The following is a 16,435-nucleotide window of genomic DNA, read 5'->3' as shown; positions in this document are numbered from 1 at the left end:
GCAAGCCGATGCCGGCCCCTTTGCCGTGCATCATGGGCGATATGCCGACCGGGTTGCAAACGCACCGTTCAGGCCGAGCTTTGTGCCGCAGCCTCGCGCGGATTTTCGTATGATGCATCCATGAAGATCTTGGCGCGCCGTTCGCTGCGATATTGCAGTCCCTTGGCAAATTTCCCGCCGGCATGCGTATAGTCGAGTTCGTCGGCGATCGCCTCGTAATCGCCGGCATCGATAGCGGCGTTGAGCCGCGGGCTCCGGTCGGGAGAGACATTGCCGAAACCGACATTGTAGACGAGGTCGAGCAGCGCATCGAATTCGTGCTGGTATAATGGAAGGTCACCGACCAGCTGCCGTACGCCCTGTTCGGCTTCGGTGAGGTCGGCTTCAAGGAAGGCGAGGACCTGGCCCTCGCTCACCCGGTCGCCGACACGCAGATTGTCCTCCGGCTCGACCAGGTGGCCCACGCCCACGGTCGGATAGCCCGCGACATCGCGGTAAACCGTATAGCGCACGCCCTCTTCTTCGATCAGCGCCTGTTTGAAGGTGTCGCTGGCCTTGAGCAGGACGGCGGGCTGCCGCACGCTATGGGCGTCGTCGATTACCATTTGCGCCGTATTCAGCGGCTGCACGGGCTTGCGGGCCTTGGGCGGGCCGGTGAAGGCGGTCAGACCCAGCGCGCCGGCACCAAGCATCAGCGTGGCGCGCTTGCGCGTAGACAGCTGCGGCCGGACATCGAATGCCTTTGCTGCGGCTTTTCGCGCCCGACGCAGCTCCCGCCTGTGCTGGCGCTCGCGACGCAGGCGCTTGAGGAAGCTCTTCGGATTGTCGCCCTTCTCGCCGCGCAGCGAGGTATGCGACCAGTCCACTTCGTCGAGGGGACGGTGGAGGTCGTCGAGGAGCGCCTTGAGCTTTGCGCCCGAGCGGTCATTGTGTGCGGGGACCCGATCGGCTCCGCCTGTTTGGTTCGCGTTGTTCGCGGTGTCCTTTTCCATGTGGAGAGGCACCTTTCATTGCGTAATTGGTTCGGGACACCTGGATTGCGACCCGCACATGCGGTTCCATGTGCGCTGGCAAGGTGTCGGACTTGTATATGAAACGGTTCGGGGGAGGGCATCGGTCCCCAATTCGTCGCTGTCGCGGAACGTCCGGACGGCGAATCCTCGTGCTCAGGCGGCGCGACGCACCCTGTTTCGCCCGGTGTTCTTGGCCTCGTAACAGGCAATATCCGCGCGCAGCAGCGCATCGTCCAGACTTTCGCCGAACCGCCAGCCGGTGAGGCCGATGGATGCCGAAATGGCGATGCCCGAATGGCCGGTGAATTGCCCTTCGAGCTCGGTAATCGCGACCCGCAGACGTTCCGCCGCTTCGCTGACGACGGCATCGTCCAGCCCGCGCGCGATCACCAGAAACTCCTCTCCGCCGAGGCGGAATGCCTGGTGTTCTCCCCTGTCGCCCAGCGTCGCGCACCATTCGCGGATCGTATCCGCCGTCGCGATGATTACGTGATCTCCGACTCCATGCCCGAACGTGTCGTTGATCGTCTTGAACCGATCGAGATCGATCGTCAGCAGGTGGCGCGAAAGCGGGCTGCGGTCGCGGCGCGTGTCCTCGAACAGCATGCGGCGATTGAACAGGCCGGTCAGCGGGTCGCGCCAGCTGAGGAATTCGGCATGGGCAAGCGCGTCGGCGAGATCTTCGGAAAGCTGCCGGTTTTCGACCAGCATTTTCGCGGAGCTGTGAATGTGGTGTCCGGTCGAGGAACTGTAGATTCGCACACCGAGGACGGCCAGGGTCAGGACCGCGATCATGCCGGGATCGCCCGAAGCGGGATGGAACAGGATCAGCCCGCTGGCTGTCAGCCAGAAGCTTGCCAGCATGGCGTCGCGAGATGCGGGAAGCGCCGCAAGCGTGACCGATATTAGCGTCACGGCGACGATAACGACGACCTGGATCAGCCCGATCGCCACCATGGAGGCCCCGGGCGGCTGCGGCCACAACATCAGCGCCAGCGTGACGCCGGTCAGCGACATGGCCCCGAACAGGACGGCGCGCGCCGCCTTCACCGGCTTGCGCGTGCGCATGCGCCTTTCGAGTTGCGCGACCGCGCGACGCGTAAACAGGAAGGAGGCAAGGCGCAGGACCAGCAACAGCGCCATAAATGCGGGGTTGGGCAGCATCGCCACGCCGACTGCCAGCAGCCCAAGCCCAATCAGGCTCGAGACAAGCGAGCGACGCTCGCGTTCGAGCATGGCGATAACCGCCTCGCGCTCGATTTCGTAGGAATCGACCGGGGCGCGTGCGAGGACGCCAGCAATATTGCCGTCAAAGTTGTCGTCGATTCGCACCGGTCCCGGCGTCAACCCCCTCTCATCGTTGGAAAAAGGAGCATAGTGCCAATTCGTTAAAGAATCCGCTTATGCGCTCCGTTTTCCGGTGGCGGGGATAGGACGGCGCTGTTTGCCGGCTTCGTGCGTGATCCTGTCGCGCCTTTGCTTGCTGGCCGATGCGCGACAAGACCTCGCAATATCGCGATACGTTCCTAAGTCTGGGGTCGCGCGCCGCAGCGACTGCTGTCGCCTTCCGTATCGGCCCGGTCTTCGGCCTTCCTTCGTTCGAAATTCCGATGCGGAACGTGTCTTGACTTATGTGAACAATTTAGGAACATCGCTCCCCCATGGCTCTCACCAAGATCTCCGTCCGCGGCGCCCGCGAGCATAATCTCAAGGGGGTCGATATCGACCTGCCGCGCGATGCGCTGATCGTGATCACGGGCCTGTCGGGCTCGGGCAAGTCGAGCCTCGCCTTCGACACGATCTATGCCGAGGGGCAGCGGCGCTATGTCGAGAGCCTGAGCGCCTATGCGCGGCAGTTCCTCGAGATGATGCAAAAGCCCGATGTCGAGCATATCGACGGGCTCAGCCCCGCCATCTCGATCGAGCAGAAGACTACCAGCCGCAACCCGCGCTCGACCGTGGCGACGGTGACCGAGATCTACGACTATATGCGTCTGTTGTGGGCGAGGGTGGGGGTGCCCTATTCGCCCGCCACCGGCCTGCCGATCGAGGCGCAGACCGTCTCCAACATGGTCGACCGCGTGATGGCTTTGCCCGAAGGCACGCGGCTCTACCTGCTCGCGCCAGTGGTGCGCGGGCGCAAGGGCGAATACCGCAAGGAACTGGCCGAATGGCAGAAAGCCGGTTTCACCCGCGTGCGGATCGATGGCGAGATGTACCCGATCGAGGAAGCGCCCGCGCTCGACAAGAAATTCAAGCACGACATCGAGGTGGTGGTAGACCGGCTGGCGGTGAAGGAGGGCCTCGAAACGCGGCTGGCCGATAGTTTCGAAACCGCGCTCAAGCTCGCCGATGGGCTGGCCTTTGTCGACCTGGCGGACGGGACGGTGGCGGAGGTCATGGCACGGGCCCCAGCGAAGGCTGGGGCCTCAGGCGGTTCCGGCGCGACCCCGAATGAGGTCCCTGCCTCCGCAGGGACACCTGCCGAAGATGGCGGCAAGATGAAGGGCGCGGGCATTCCCGCCAACCGCATCGTGTTCTCCGAGCGCTTCTCCTGCCCCGTCTCCGGCTTCACCATCGAGGAGGTCGAGCCGCGCCTGTTCTCGTTCAACGCGCCGCAGGGGGCCTGCCCGACCTGCGACGGGATCGGCGAGAAGCAGCTGTTCGATCCGCAGCTGGTCGTGCCGAACGAGGCGCTGTCCTTGAAGAAGGGGGCGGTGGTACCCTGGGCGAAGTCGAACCCGCCATCGCCCTATTACATGCAGGTGCTCGCCAGCCTTGCGAAGGAATACGAGTTCAGCCTCGAGACCCCGTGGGAGGATTTCGACAAGGAAATTCGCGACATCATCCTCTACGGCACCAAGGGCCGCGCCATCCCGCTCACCTTCAAGGACGGGCGCAAGGAATATACCGTCAAGAAGCCGTTCGAGGGCGTGATCGGCAATCTCAACCGCCGCATGCTGCAGACCGAGAGCGCCTGGATGCGCGAGGAGCTGTCGAAGTTCCAGACCGCGCAGCCGTGCGAGACCTGCCACGGCAAGCGGCTCAACGAGAAGGCGCTGGCGGTGAAGATCGGCCAGGGCGACAACGCCACCGACATCGCCACCCCCACCAAGATGAGCGTCGCCGATGCGAAGGCCTGGTTCCTCGCGCTGCCCGATCAGCTGACCGAAACGCAGGGTCAGATCGCCAAGGCCATCCTCAAGGAAATCAACGAGCGGCTGGGCTTCCTCGACAATGTCGGGCTCGATTATCTCAACCTCGACCGCACCTCCGGCACCCTCTCCGGCGGGGAGAGCCAGCGCATCCGCCTCGCATCGCAGATCGGCTCGGGCCTGTCGGGTGTGCTCTACGTGCTCGACGAGCCCAGCATCGGCCTCCATCAACGCGACAACGACCGGCTGCTCGAAACCCTCAAGCGCCTGCGCGATCTGGGCAATACGGTGATCGTGGTCGAGCATGACGAGGACGCGATCCGCGCCGCCGACCATGTGGTCGACCTCGGCCCCGGTGCGGGCGTGCATGGCGGCGAGGTGGTGGCGCAGGGCACGCTCAAACAGGTGCTCAAGAGCAGGAAATCGCTCACCGCAGACTACCTCACCGGCCGCCGCGAAATCGCGGTTCCGGGCGAGCGCCGCACAGGCAACGGGGACCAGCTCACCGTCCACGGCGCGCGGGCGAACAATTTGCGCGACGTCACCGCCTCCATCTCGCTCGGCACCTTCACCTGCATCACCGGCGTTTCCGGCTCGGGCAAGTCGTCCTTCACCATCGACACGCTCTACGCCTCCGCCGCGCGCCAGTTGAACGGTGCGCGCGTGGTCGCGGGCGCGCACGAGAAGGTCACCGGCCTCGAATATTGCGACAAGGTGATCGAGATCGACCAGTCGCCCATCGGCCGCACCCCGCGCTCCAACCCGGCGACCTACACCGGCGCCTTCACCCAAATCCGCGACTGGTTCGCCGGCCTCCCCGAAGCGCAGGCGCGCGGCTACAAACCCGGCCGCTTCAGCTTCAACGTCAAGGGCGGCCGCTGCGAGGCGTGCCAGGGTGACGGGCTGATCAAGATCGAGATGCACTTCCTGCCCGACGTCTACGTCACCTGCGAGGAATGCGGCGGCAAGCGCTACAATCGCGAAACGCTGGAGGTGAAGTTCAAGGGCCTCTCGATCGCCGACGTGCTCGACATGACGATCGAGGATGCGGAAGGCTTCTTCAAGGCCGTCCCCCCGATCCGCGACAAGATGCACATGCTGAACGAGGTGGGGCTGGGCTACGTCAAGGTCGGCCAGCAGGCGACCACGCTGTCGGGCGGCGAGGCGCAGCGGGTGAAACTGGCCAAGGAACTGTCCAAGCGCAGCACCGGCCAGACGCTCTACATCCTCGACGAGCCCACCACGGGCCTCCATTTCGAGGACGTCCGCAAGCTCCTCGAAGTGCTCCACCGGCTGGTGGACCAGGGGAACAGCGTGGTGGTGATCGAGCACAATCTCGACGTGATCAAGACGGCCGACCACATCCTCGACCTCGGGCCGGGCGGCGGCGTGCGCGGCGGGGAGGTTGTTGCGCAGGGGACGCCGGAGGAGGTGGCTGCGGTGGCGGAGAGTTACACAGGGCAGTATCTCAAGCCGATGCTGGAGCGGCAGCGGGAGGCGGCGGAGTAGGTCTAAGCTCAAGAACCAAAACCAACTTGCCAAAAGACTGGTCCGATTTGGTTGAGCTTTGCTCAGGAGAGATGATTCAGCGGATATGTAAGTTCTCTCGATTGACGCCGAGAGAGGATTTGGCGATGAAAATTCCCGTGATACCCGAGGAAAGCGTGGCAAATATTAGTCCAACCTACACCAGCAGTTTGGGAGAGCTCTACGAGGCGGATTGCTTGACTGTATTAAAAGGATTGGATGATGAGGCCGTCGATACTGTCTTCGCCGACCCACCGTTTAATCTGAAAAAGCTTTATGGCACACGGTCAAGCGACGACCTGAGTGAAGAAAGGTATCTTGATTGGTGTCGCGAATGGATTGAAGAATGCAATCGCACGCTTAAGAAGGGCGGGAGCTTTTTTATCTTCAACCTGCCTAAATGGAACTTTCAGCTTGCGATGATCTTAACAAAGTTAGGATTGGATTTTCGACACTGGATAGCCGTCGAGCAAAAGAACTGCCTTCCCATTCAGGGTCGATTGTATCCCGCTCATTATTCTCTTTTGTATTTTACGAAAGGCCGTCCAAAAACATTTCATAAAATTAGGACCCCCATTGAGACGTGCAGACACTGCGATGGTGAGATTCGGGATTATGGTGGGCACCGAAAGGCGATGAATCCCAATGGCGTCAATTTGAAAGACATCTGGACCGACATTCCTCCAGTGAGGCATAGAAAGTTTAAGCCCGCTGGCCGGACTGAAAATGCATTGAGCACGAAGCTGCTCGAGCGGGTCGTAGAGATGTCTACCTTACCGGGCGACCTAGTTCTTGATCCATTCGGGGGAAGCGGGACAACATATGCTGTTTGTGAAAAACTTGAGCGTCGCTGGATAGGGTGTGAGATTGAAGACATATCGCCAATTTTAGCACGACTGACCGAAGAGGTAGAGCATCACAAGAATGACGATTTCGTCGAATACCCTCATCAATCGATAGCTGCTGAGTAATCTGTGCCAAAAATTACCCATGTGGAAGATTACGACGGCTTCTCTGAGCGAGTGAGTAGACTTGGACTTGCGCCGCTAGTGACGGAGGCTGAAACTGCTCTCAGCCAATTCGAACTGCTCCTGCGCGAGACGAAACATGCTAACGGTACGAAGGATTTGCGCATTGCGATTGATGATGGTTTTGAGGCAGCCGGTGATTGGACCAAACTGACAGTGGGTGGGATCGATTGGAGGAAATCCAATCGAAATGGTGGAGCTATTGGCGTGGAAGTGCAGGTTTCTGGTCGCAGCGATTTGCTGGCGGTCGATGTTCTGCACCTCAAGACAGAGATTTCATCCGGACACATCGACGCCGGCATCATAATTGTCCCTGACGATAAAACTTCAAAGTTCTTGACCGATCGCACGCCCAACTTTCGGACCGCGAAGAAACATGTAGAGCTCCATGCATCCGATCTGCCAATCCGCATTATTGCATTTGAGCATGATGGAATTGGGCCGCCGTTAAAGAAAATGCGCACAAATCTGGGTAAGCTGTAAGGACGGCAAGTCAGAAGACCAAATCCGGGAACAGAGGCAATTCCGAGGGAGCCCTGCGGGGACCGTCCTGACAGTATATCTAATTGATCGTAATTTCCGGCGGAACCCCGACTCCCTTGCTGCCCGAAACAGGCGGCGCACGGGGCGACTGGAGGGCGGTCGGCGCTGTCCTACACGTCCCCCGCGGTATAGATAACCCGATTCCCTTTCTCACACGCAGACGAAACGATGCATGCGGCCCTCGAAGCTCTCGCAATCCCACGCATCGTCCTCCACGCCGATCTCCTCGTCGAGGAGGACGACGACCGCGCTCCGCAGACGCAGTTCGTGGCCGAGCGGCAGGTGGCCTTCCTCGAGGCGCTGGCGGTCACCGGCTCCGTGCGCGGGGCGGCGCGGCGGGCGCGGGTTTCGCACCAGACCTGCTACCGCGCTCGGCGCTACACCGACTGAGACCCCCGCCTGCGCGCGGGATCGGGATGGGATTGCGGGGGATCGGGGCGCCCGGTGCCGGTGCTCGCGGGGAGGGGCGTGCGGGTGTCTCGTCCGCGCGCTCGCCGCACCCCTCGGCACTGCATCAATTGATAACGCGCGCGATCGCCCGAACTGCTAGGTCCCGCGCATCGTCGGCCGTATTCCTGGCTTTCCGGCGACCGAGAGAAGCTTCGGCATTGCTCCCGCCTCGTGCAACGGAGTGCCATCATGTCCGCGTGGCTTATCGTTTTCCTCGCCGTGCTCGGCACGCTCGCGTTCGCCGCGTTGCTGGGCGAATGGCTCGCGCGCCGCATGCGCCGTCGCGGCTGACCGCGCGCCGGGGCCTATGCCGCGCCGTGGGACGGCCAGATGTCTTTCCTTCATGGTCGGATCGGTCGCAAGGCTGGGGCGGGAGTAGCGTGCCGTAGGCACTTGGGATCGTAGCAGCCTGGCCCCGGATCAAGTCCGGGGTGGCGCAAGGTGGGGAGGTTTCCGAGTTTTGCGCTGGCGCCGCGCGGCATTCCCGCCTTCGGCTCCACATTCGGATAGTGGGTGAAAGAACCGCGGCGCCCCTCTTAGCCGTCGCCCCGGACCTGATCCGGGGCCGGTGCTTACTCTCGGCCGGTACCTGTGAGCGCAGCAACCCGCCCCCGGATCGGATACGGGGTGACGTATTGGAGCGGTAATCCTGTCCTACACGCCCACGACTGTATAGATGGCCCGGTTCCCTTCCTCACATGCAAGGTGAACCCAATGACCGACATGGCCAATCACCCCATCGTCCTCCACGCCGATCTCTTCGCCGAGGACCCGCGCGCGCCGCAGACGCAATTCGTGCTCGAGCGGCAGATCGCCTTTCTCGAGGCGCTCGCGACCACCGGCTCCGTACGCGCGGCGGCGCGGCGGGTGAAGGTGTCGCACCAGACCTGCTATCGCGCGCGGCGCAATTCGGCCGCCTTCGGGCGCGCGTGGGATGCGGCGCTGGTGGTCGCGCGCGGCGCGGCGGAGGCGAAGCTGGCGGATTACGCGATGAACGGCGTCGAGGAGGAGGTGTGGTATCACGGCGACCTCGTCGGCCATCGCAAGCGTTTTTCCGACCGGCTGCTGCTCGCCCATCTCGCGCGGCTCGACCGGATGCGCAGCGATATGCGGATCGAGGCGCTGGCGGAGGATTTCGACGGCCTGTTGCGCCGGATGCGCCAGGGCGAAGCGATCGATGTGGAAGTGGAAGGTGTCCCCGCCCCGGATCGTGGTCCGGGGCAGGCGGGGGCGGGGACCTCGGGCGGTCGTGCTTCACGGCCCGAGGCCCCTGCCTTCGCAGGGGATCGGGTGGGGGCGGATCGGGGCGGTGATAATTCTTCGCCTGGACGGTGTAACACCCGGTCCATGTCTGGCGAGCCGGACGCCGCCGCGCAGGCCCATCCGCAGGCCGAACCGCGCTGCGACTGTCCGGGCGCGGTGCACGGCTTCGACCGGGGCGAGCGGCACTGGCGGCGCGGGCCGCAGGGATGGGAGCCGATGCCCAATGTCGACGGATCGGGGCCGTGCTGCGAGCACCCCTCCTGGCCCGAGTGCCGCGCTTGCCCGCATTACCCGGCGGTCTCGCGCCTGCTCGCCATGGAGGAAGAACGGCCCGACGATGCGCCCTCCTACGCCGAGCTGACCGGCGATCCGGCGGAGATCGAGGAATGCCAGCTGGCGGCCTTCGAGGCGGAGGACGAGGACTGGTGGCGCTATGGCGAGGACTGGGTGCTGCACACGCGCGATGCGGACGGCATGTGGGTCGCGGAGGAGTGGGATGAGGAAATGGACGGTGCGGACCGGCCGGGCGCGCGCGGGCGCGGGCTCGCGGTTCCAAAATCGGGCGAATAGGCGTATCCTGCCGGTCTGCTGAGGCCGCCGCGAACGGCGCTTCGCCCGGTTCGTCGCGGTCCCCGCGGGATGAAGGGACTGCAGGATGATACGCACAGGCATGCATGGGGCGCGCATGGCGCGGGCTGCGGCGCTGCTCGGCGGCCTCGCCCTGGCCTGCGCATCGCCGGTGGCGGCGCAGGACGACAGCGCGGTGGTCGGCGCCAATCTCTATGGCGAATACGTCGTCGGCAAGGGCGCGGGGGAAGAGGCCAGCGGTGCCATCAACGCGCTGATCGAGCCGGGCGCGGGCCGGATGTGCTACTACCTCGAAGCCTCGGGGCTGGAGGGTATCGACGCCGCGCATATCCACGAGGGCCGCGAAGGCCGGAACGGGCCGGTGGTGGCGACGCTGGAAATGGCGCCGGACGACGAAGTGTGCGTGACGCTCGATCCCGCGCTGGCGCGCAGGATCGCCGCCGATCCGGAGGACTACTACGCCGATATCCACACAAGCGCGCTGCCCGATGGCGCGCTGCGCGGGCAATTGTCGGGGTAGGGGGCGGCGCGGGTCAGAAGGGGATCCACGGCGACACCGCGGCGCTCACCGCGAAGTGGGCGAGGATCAGCACGAGCAGGCCCAGTGCCCAGCGCGCGTGGCTCACGAAGGGCAGCGCGAGCAGGGCCAGCGTGCCGAAGGTGTCCGACCAGTCGGCCAGCGCGAACATCCACGCCGGATCGCGCAGCTCGGACTCCACCGAATAGACCGTGCGGCCCAGTTGGGCGATCAGCCCGATGCCGATCACGCCGAACCAGACGAAGCGACGGTGCGCCATGTAATAGGCGTCGAAATCGGGCCAGGCCTCGGGCGCGTCGGGCCACAGCATCGCGCTGATCAGGTAGTACCAGCCGATCAGCCCGAGCAGCGCGAGGACCGAGAGGAAGTTGAGCGGCACGTTGCCGCGCACGTCGTAGAGGAACAGCCAGAAGGTCGACTGGTGGCACAACACGACGAGCGCGGCGAGCGGGACGAGCCAGCCGATGCGGATCTGCTCGCGGTCGGCTTTGCCGGCCGTGGTGCCACGACCGTGGCGGATGCGGCTGCGCAGCTTGAAGGCGCGTGCGAAGCCCGCCAGCCCCTCGGCCATCGCCAAGCCGAGCAGCAGCAGGAAGAGCTCGAAGGTGATACTGAACTCGCTCATCCCATGCCCCTCCAGCCCCGCGCGGGTGTCTCCGCCGTCAGATGTTGATGATCCCGAACTTGAGCCCCTTGACCGCCGCCGAGGCGCGGTCCGAGACGTCGAGCTTGGTGAAGATGCGCTTGATATGCGTGGCGATCGTCGGCCGTTTGCTGCCGAGGATCATGGCGATCTCCTCATTGCTCTTGCCCTGCGCGATCCAGTGCAGGACCAACACCTCGCGCGGGGCCAGGCGCGGGCGCTCGAGCTCTTCCGCCTCGAGCTGGTCGATCCGCAGATGCGCGGCCTGCGCGATGGCATGGAGGACCGGCACGTCGGCATGGTCCACCCGGTCCTCGTGATCGACCTGGTTGATGCCGAAGGCCGCCAATTGCTGGCGCGGCCCGAAGGTGGGAAAGGCATAGCCGTCGGTCACCCCGTGCTCGCGCGCCTGTTCGATGAAGTAGATCTGCTCGGCGCTCAGCGACTTGTCCGCCGACAGATTGCTCAGGCGGACCGGTCGCCCGGCGCGCGCGACCAGCGCGGGGAAGGGGTCGAGCAGGTTGAGCCCGTCATTGTAGCGTTCGATCCAGGCGTCGGGAAAGCCGAAGCTGACGACATCTGCCTGTCCGGGATGGATGCGCGAGGGCTTGAGGTAGCTCAGCGCATTGAAGCCATGAGTACGATAGAAGGCGCGGGCGATGGTAAAGACCTCATCCTTGGTCATCGCCCCGGCAATCTGCCTGATGGCCCGGCTGTCATCCATGGAACTCGATCCCCATCTGCTTACCTGGACACAACAAACCTTGATCCGTTCGAATGTCATCCATCTGAACTACGCGCAACATTTCGATGCCCGCAGCGCTGTGGAAAGCACGAATGCCGGTAATCGGGCACCGCATCGCGTCAGTTCCCGTCGCGATTAGACGTCGCGTTTCGTCTATACGGATGTCATCCGATCGGACGACGTTCATCTGCATGACTAGGGCTACCACCCCCGTAATAATACTGATTCGACCTATGGCTGGGGAAAACGGGATCAACCTCGGTCAGAGCACTTGACAGGACATGGGGGTCGCACGGTCATGCACGAATCTACGTTCATCGTTGTCGATAGCGATTACAAGAGCCGCCACGAGCTGACGCTGGCGCTAGGCAAGATGGGCTATGTCATACCGGCAGATACTCTGGAGGAGCTGGGGGGGCGCTGGCCCGAGGAAGCCTGGTTGCTGGTGCATGACGAGGGGCTGCAGCTGTCGCGGACGCAGCGCGACATGCGCGAGGCGAACCGCTTCTATCCCCTGGTCGCCTATTCGAAGCAGGCCGGGATCTCGCACATTATGGACGTGCTGAGCGGGGGCGCCGCCGGCTATCTGGAATGGCCGACGCCGGACGAGCGGCTGCACCGTACACTCACCAACATCATGGCCCGCAAGTGGCAGAAATCGACCTCGACGATCGAACAGGCGCGCGCAAAGCAGCGCATCGGCCAGCTTTCCCCGCGCGAGCGCGAGGTGCTGACCGGCGTTTGCGAGGGGTTCTCGAGCAAGGAAGTCGCTCGCACATTGGGGATCAGCCCGCGCACGGTCGAACTGCACCGGGCCAACGTGCTGACCAAGCTGGGCGTGCGCAATGTGGCCGCCGCGGTGCGGCTATCGGTCGAGGCACAGTTCGACACGGACACCACCGAAATCGAGCAGCGCGAATTGGCGTTCTAGGCAGGCGGAGCCGTTTTCGGCTGGGGCTGCGGGCCCACTACTGATCGAGAACGGCCAGTTCGACCATGCCGTGGCCGCGGCGAATCAGGCCGATTTCCGACGCGGCGGCGCGGCTCAGGTCGATCGTCCGGCCATGCGCAAAGGGGCCGCGGTCGTTTATGCGCACGGTCACCGTCTTGCCATTGCCTGGATTGGTCACCTCCACCAGCGTGCCGAAGGGTAGTGTGCGGTGTGCGGCGGTCATCGCATGCATATCGAACCGCTCGCCATTGGCGGTGCGCCGACCGTGAAAACGCTTACCGTAATAGGATGCCACGCCGCGTCCGATCGGAGTCGCCGCGGGCGGCATTTCCACGGGTGCATCGATCGTGGCCATGTCGACCACATGGCCTGCGGGTTCGGGCGCGGGCGGCAGGGCTTCGAACCGCGCGAAGCTTGCCTCGAAACTGGTCTGGGGTGGGGACGTGCGCGCTCGGTCTTCTGGCTGAGCCGCGGTGGCGGGCAGTGCCAAGGCCGCGAGCAAGCATAGGCCGCGAAACGCGCTAGTGACCATGAAACGAACCTCCCGTTGGGTTCGGGCGTTTATACCGGAGCCGATCAGCGAAGTCCCCAGTTCGGGCGGTGCTTGCCCCATTCCTGCCACAGTTCGTCGCGCTTCAGGAACGAATTTCGGCTGATTGGCAATATCTGGAGGGTCTTCGACCGAGCCACCGCAAGCTGTAGGTCTGATCGTAAAAAGCAGCGAGCGCAGGCCCACAGCAAATGGGGCCGGCATCGCTGCCGACCCCACTCTCACCGATGCGTGGTCCTGCCCGAAAGCGGGAACTTGGCATCCGATGTTTTCCCTTCGGCTGCGTCCGAAGACGCCGCTTGAAGGTTCTGTCACCGGCGCTCGCACCGGCATCCGGCTCCACCCTCCAGCCTGCCCGGCAAGGTGCGCCTGGTCCGAAAACCTTCGCTTCCCTTCCCGACCGACCTTCGACGGGCGGCTCCGCGATCGAACCTTCCTTTGGTGGCTGGAGCCTCAAGCGGCGACATCGTCGATCCGGTCCGAAGACCTTCTCCAAACAATGCCTCCTCGGCATCCGAGCCTGGCTGGCCCGATCCATGAAAGACGTACGCTGTGTTCCGTCATCGACCCGCTTGCTTCCGACCGAAGTCTTCATCAAACAGTTCTCGGGAGACACATGGACAGCATCCTCCATGTCTTTCCGGTCTGGAAGTTCTCCGTGATTTTAAGCCGTTAAGCCATCAATCCGGTGGAAATTCCTCGCCGTTCCGATGAGTTGAAGCTGCTCTGGATCGGGCGATTCGGCAAGCGCGCAAAGCTCGAGTTTTCCACTTTCCCCCGAATCCGTTGTGGAGGGGAGTGGATAACTCAACTGCTCGTCGCAAATTTCGAATAGGGGTCGCGCGAGCAGCGCAATATTGCACTGCACAACACTGCCGCAGCGCAACTAACGGTCGCGCTTCGCGAGTAACCGCAGGCGCAGGGCATTGAGCTTGATGAAGCCTTCGGCGTCCTTCTGGTCGTAGGCGCCGGCATCGTCCTCGAAAGTGACATGCGCTTCCGAATAGAGCGAGTTTGCCGACCTGCGGCCAACGACCATCGCGTTGCCCTTGTAGAGCTTGAGCCGGACGGTGCCGCTGACCTTCTCCTGGCTGAGGTCGACCGCCGCCTGCAGCATTTCGCGCTCGGGGCTGAACCAGAGGCCGTTATACACCAGTTCGGCATAGCGCGGCATCAGTTCGTCCTTGAGGTGCGCCGCGCCGCGATCGAGCGTGATCTGCTCGATCCCGCGATGCGCGCGGGCGTAGATCTCGCCGCCGGGGGTCTCGTACATGCCGCGGCTTTTCATGCCGACGAAGCGGTTCTCGACCAGGTCGAGGCGGCCGATGCCGTGCCTGCGGCCGAGCTCGTTGAGCGCGGTCAGCAGCGTTGCCGGGCTCATCGCTTCGCCATTCAGCGCGACGCCGTCGCCGCGCTCGAACGCAATCTCGATATATTCGGGTGTATCGGGCGCATCCTCGGGATGGTCGGTGCGCGAATAGACGTAGTCGGGGGTCTCTTCCCAAGGGTCCTCGAGCACCTTGCCCTCGGACGAGGTGTGGAGGAGGTTCGCATCGGTAGAGAAGGGGCTTTCGCCGCGCTTGTCCTTGGGCACGGCGATCTGGTGCTTCTCGGCCCAGGCGATCAGCGCGGTGCGGCTGGTAAGGTCCCATTCGCGCCACGGGGCGATGACCTTGATATCCGGATCGAGCGCATAGGCCGACAGTTCGAACCGCACCTGGTCGTTGCCCTTGCCGGTCGCGCCGTGGGCCACGGCATCGGCGCCGGTTTCATGCGCGATTTCGACCAGGCGCTTGGAGATCAGCGGGCGCGCGATGCTGGTGCCGAGCAGGTAATCGCCTTCGTACCGGGCATTGGCGCGCATCATCGGGAAGACGTAATCGCGCACGAATTCCTCGCGCAGGTCCTCGATGAAGATGTGCTTGTCGGGAATGCCCATCGCGCGGGCCTTTTCGCGCGCGGGTTCGATCTCCTCGCCCTGGCCCAGATCGGCCGTGAAGGTGACCACTTCCAGCCCGCGTTCCACCTCGAGCCACTTGGCGATGACACTGGTATCGAGACCGCCCGAATAGGCGAGGACGACCTTCTTGATCTCGGGGGCTTTGATCTCTGGCACCGCATTCAACTCCGCTCTGGATTGCCGCGCCCGCTATCAGCCGGACCGCCGGCTCGCAACGGTGATCAGCTTTCCAGCAGCGAAGCCTCGCTAGCCTCGATATAGCCGCGCGTGATTGGCAGCGCGTGGCGGCTGCGAGTGAATTGGATCTGGTAATTGCACATCCCGCCATGCTCGAAAGCCGCGGTCGCACCGGCGAGGTAGAAGGTCCACATCCGAAAGAAGCGTTCGTCATGCATCGCGAGGATCGCCTCGCGATGGGCGAGGCAGTTGGCATACCATGCGCGCAGAGTGTGCGCATAATGCAGCCGCAGCATCTCGATGTCGCTCGCGATCAGGCGGTACTTCTCGCTGGCGGCAAGCGTTTCGCTCAGCGCCGGGATATAGCCGCCGGGGAAGATGTACTTGCGGGTGAAGGCGTCGGTTGTGCCCGGCGTGCCGATCCGCCCGATCGTGTGCAGCAGCATCACCCCGTCCGGCTTCATCAGATTGGCGCAGCACCGGAAGAAGGTCTCGAACTGCGGCCGGCCGACATGTTCGAACATGCCGACCGAGACGATCCGGTCGTAGCGCGTATCGCGCCCGGGCAGGTCGCGATAGTCGACCAGTTCGAAACTGACCTTGTCGGCGACCTCCGCTGCTTCGGCGCGCTCGCGGGCGAGGGCGAGCTGCTCTTCGCTCAGCGTGATCCCGTGGACGCTCACGCCCGCGCGCTGCGCGAGGAAGATCGCCATCCCGCCCCAACCGCAGCCGATATCGAGCACGCGCTGGCCCGGCTCGATCGCGAGCTTGGCGGCGATATGGGCGAGCTTGGCTTCCTGCGCTTCGGCGAGGCTCATGTCGTCGCGCGGCCAGTAGGCGCAGCTATATTGCATATGCTCGGCGTCGAGCATCAGGCGGTAGAAATCGTTGCCGATATCGTAGTGATGCGCGACATTGCGCCGCGCTCCGATCGCATTGTTGACCGCCTCGCGCGCGAAGCCGATCCGGTTGCGCAGCCGCCGCAGCCTGCTCGGGCCGCCGATCGACCCGCCGCGATCCCACGGCGCATTGGCGCGCAGCAGTTCGACCAGCTGCATCACGTCGCCGCGCTCGATGCGCAGCCGGCCATCCATAAACGCCTCGGCCGCGCCGAGCCGCGGGTCGAGCAGGATGTCGCGCGGGACCTTCGCATCGGTCAGCCGGATCGCGATGTCGGGAAAACCGGGGGCGGGCGTGCCGAAAGCTGCCGTATCGCCATCGGCAAAGGCAACCTCGATCCGGCCGCGCGTGACGATCCGCTCGAGGAACTTTCCGAGGAGGCGTTTCGACATGGGCTCGCGCG

16 protein-coding genes are annotated in these 16,435 nt (G+C 63.9%); 8 read left to right on the top strand and 8 right to left on the bottom strand.

Annotated features, from left to right (window positions below):
• Positions 1–68: 68 nt before the first annotated feature.
• Both ASS64_RS03850 and ASS64_RS03845 read right to left on the bottom strand, forming a co-directional pair.
• A complete protein-coding gene (locus tag ASS64_RS03850) occupies positions 69–992 on the bottom strand; it encodes a lysozyme (RefSeq protein WP_234002304.1) in 924 nt (307 codons plus the stop codon).
• 174 nt (positions 993–1,166) lie between these two features.
• The gene (locus ASS64_RS03845; RefSeq protein WP_157075067.1) at positions 1,167–2,345 is read right to left on the bottom strand and encodes a diguanylate cyclase; all 1,179 of its coding nucleotides are present in this window, start codon (positions 2,343–2,345) and stop codon (positions 1,167–1,169) included.
• 158 nt (positions 2,346–2,503) lie between these two features.
• On the opposite strand from ASS64_RS03845, the gene ASS64_RS16615 reads away from it, so the two are divergent.
• The 4 genes from ASS64_RS16615 to ASS64_RS03830 all read left to right on the top strand — a co-directional run bounded on the left by ASS64_RS16615 (position 2,504) and on the right by ASS64_RS03830 (position 7,206).
• Entirely contained in the window at positions 2,504–2,641 is a 138-nt protein-coding gene (locus ASS64_RS16615; protein ID WP_157075066.1) for a hypothetical protein, read from the top strand.
• Between the two features lie 33 nt (positions 2,642–2,674).
• Positions 2,675–5,677 (top strand): excinuclease ABC subunit UvrA, encoded by a 3,003-nt coding sequence (uvrA, locus tag ASS64_RS03840; RefSeq protein ID WP_067690026.1) that lies wholly within the window; start codon positions 2,675–2,677, stop codon positions 5,675–5,677.
• Between the two features lie 125 nt (positions 5,678–5,802).
• Positions 5,803–6,666 carry a site-specific DNA-methyltransferase gene (locus tag ASS64_RS03835; protein ID WP_067690423.1) on the top strand — a complete coding sequence of 288 codons (864 nt, stop codon included), beginning with the start codon at positions 5,803–5,805 and terminating at the stop codon, positions 6,664–6,666.
• Between the two features lie 3 nt (positions 6,667–6,669).
• Complete coding sequence (locus ASS64_RS03830; protein WP_157075065.1) at positions 6,670–7,206, top strand: hypothetical protein; 537 nt, start codon at positions 6,670–6,672, stop codon at positions 7,204–7,206.
• A 210-nt stretch (positions 7,207–7,416) separates the two neighbouring features.
• Here the strand turns inward: ASS64_RS03830 and ASS64_RS16785 are convergent, their stop codons facing one another.
• On the bottom strand, positions 7,417–7,620 hold the full coding sequence (locus tag ASS64_RS16785) for a hypothetical protein (protein ID WP_198147627.1): 204 nt from the start codon (positions 7,618–7,620) through the stop codon (positions 7,417–7,419).
• Between the two features lie 810 nt (positions 7,621–8,430).
• Here ASS64_RS16785 and ASS64_RS03820 point away from each other — a divergent pair.
• Positions 8,431–9,549 (top strand): hypothetical protein, encoded by a 1,119-nt coding sequence (locus tag ASS64_RS03820; RefSeq protein WP_067690018.1) that lies wholly within the window; start codon positions 8,431–8,433, stop codon positions 9,547–9,549.
• A gap of 85 nt (positions 9,550–9,634) precedes the next feature.
• Positions 9,635–10,087 (top strand): CHRD domain-containing protein, encoded by a 453-nt coding sequence (locus tag ASS64_RS03815; protein ID WP_083508152.1) that lies wholly within the window; start codon positions 9,635–9,637, stop codon positions 10,085–10,087.
• A 13-nt stretch (positions 10,088–10,100) separates the two neighbouring features.
• Here the strand turns inward: ASS64_RS03815 and ASS64_RS03810 are convergent, their stop codons facing one another.
• On the bottom strand, positions 10,101–10,730 hold the full coding sequence (locus tag ASS64_RS03810; RefSeq protein WP_067690015.1) for a hypothetical protein: 630 nt from the start codon (positions 10,728–10,730) through the stop codon (positions 10,101–10,103).
• A gap of 37 nt (positions 10,731–10,767) precedes the next feature.
• Positions 10,768–11,472, bottom strand: a complete 705-nt coding sequence (locus tag ASS64_RS03805; protein WP_067690014.1) for a LuxR family transcriptional regulator — start codon at positions 11,470–11,472, stop codon at positions 10,768–10,770.
• On the opposite strand from ASS64_RS03805, the gene ASS64_RS16780 reads away from it, so the two are divergent.
• Positions 11,471–11,632 (top strand): hypothetical protein, encoded by a 162-nt coding sequence (locus tag ASS64_RS16780; RefSeq protein ID WP_198147626.1) that lies wholly within the window; start codon positions 11,471–11,473, stop codon positions 11,630–11,632. The two genes, ASS64_RS03805 and ASS64_RS16780, sit on opposite strands and share 2 nt — an antisense overlap.
• 159 nt (positions 11,633–11,791) lie before the next feature.
• Positions 11,792–12,424, top strand: a complete 633-nt coding sequence (locus ASS64_RS03800) for a response regulator transcription factor (protein WP_067690011.1) — start codon at positions 11,792–11,794, stop codon at positions 12,422–12,424.
• A 37-nt stretch (positions 12,425–12,461) separates the two neighbouring features.
• On the opposite strand, the gene ASS64_RS03795 is transcribed toward ASS64_RS03800, so the two are convergent.
• From ASS64_RS03795 to ASS64_RS03785, 3 genes are all read right to left on the bottom strand, one after another.
• Positions 12,462–12,935: a septal ring lytic transglycosylase RlpA family protein gene (locus tag ASS64_RS03795; protein ID WP_234002303.1), complete on the bottom strand. Its 474-nt coding sequence runs from the start codon at positions 12,933–12,935 to the stop codon at positions 12,462–12,464.
• Between the two features lie 946 nt (positions 12,936–13,881).
• Positions 13,882–15,111 (bottom strand): argininosuccinate synthase, encoded by a 1,230-nt coding sequence (locus ASS64_RS03790; protein WP_234002302.1) that lies wholly within the window; start codon positions 15,109–15,111, stop codon positions 13,882–13,884.
• A gap of 65 nt (positions 15,112–15,176) precedes the next feature.
• Entirely contained in the window at positions 15,177–16,424 is a 1,248-nt protein-coding gene (locus tag ASS64_RS03785; RefSeq protein ID WP_067690009.1) for a class I SAM-dependent methyltransferase, read from the bottom strand.
• Positions 16,425–16,435 lie beyond the last annotated feature (11 nt).

The organism is Erythrobacter sp. AP23 (assembly GCF_001542855.1).
Classification (GTDB): Bacteria; Pseudomonadota; Alphaproteobacteria; order Sphingomonadales; family Sphingomonadaceae; genus Qipengyuania.
This window is presented reverse-complemented; position numbering and strand designations above follow the sequence as displayed.

Coding starts and splice junctions, on each gene's coding strand:
- ASS64_RS03800 (WP_067690011.1), top strand. CDS start 11,792: ATGCACGAATCTACGTTCATCGTTGTCGATAGCGATTACAAGAGCCGC.
- ASS64_RS16780 (WP_198147626.1), top strand. CDS start 11,471: ATGGAACTCGATCCCCATCTGCTTACCTGGACACAACAAACCTTGATC.
- ASS64_RS03785 (WP_067690009.1), bottom strand. CDS start 16,424: ATGTCGAAACGCCTCCTCGGAAAGTTCCTCGAGCGGATCGTCACGCGC.
- ASS64_RS03805 (WP_067690014.1), bottom strand. CDS start 11,472: ATGGATGACAGCCGGGCCATCAGGCAGATTGCCGGGGCGATGACCAAG.
- ASS64_RS03810 (WP_067690015.1), bottom strand. CDS start 10,730: ATGAGCGAGTTCAGTATCACCTTCGAGCTCTTCCTGCTGCTGCTCGGC.
- uvrA (WP_067690026.1), top strand. CDS start 2,675: ATGGCTCTCACCAAGATCTCCGTCCGCGGCGCCCGCGAGCATAATCTC.
- ASS64_RS16615 (WP_157075066.1), top strand. CDS start 2,504: ATGCGCGACAAGACCTCGCAATATCGCGATACGTTCCTAAGTCTGGGG.
- ASS64_RS03850 (WP_234002304.1), bottom strand. CDS start 992: ATGGAAAAGGACACCGCGAACAACGCGAACCAAACAGGCGGAGCCGAT.
- ASS64_RS03820 (WP_067690018.1), top strand. CDS start 8,431: ATGACCGACATGGCCAATCACCCCATCGTCCTCCACGCCGATCTCTTC.
- ASS64_RS03815 (WP_083508152.1), top strand. CDS start 9,635: ATGATACGCACAGGCATGCATGGGGCGCGCATGGCGCGGGCTGCGGCG.
- ASS64_RS03835 (WP_067690423.1), top strand. CDS start 5,803: ATGAAAATTCCCGTGATACCCGAGGAAAGCGTGGCAAATATTAGTCCA.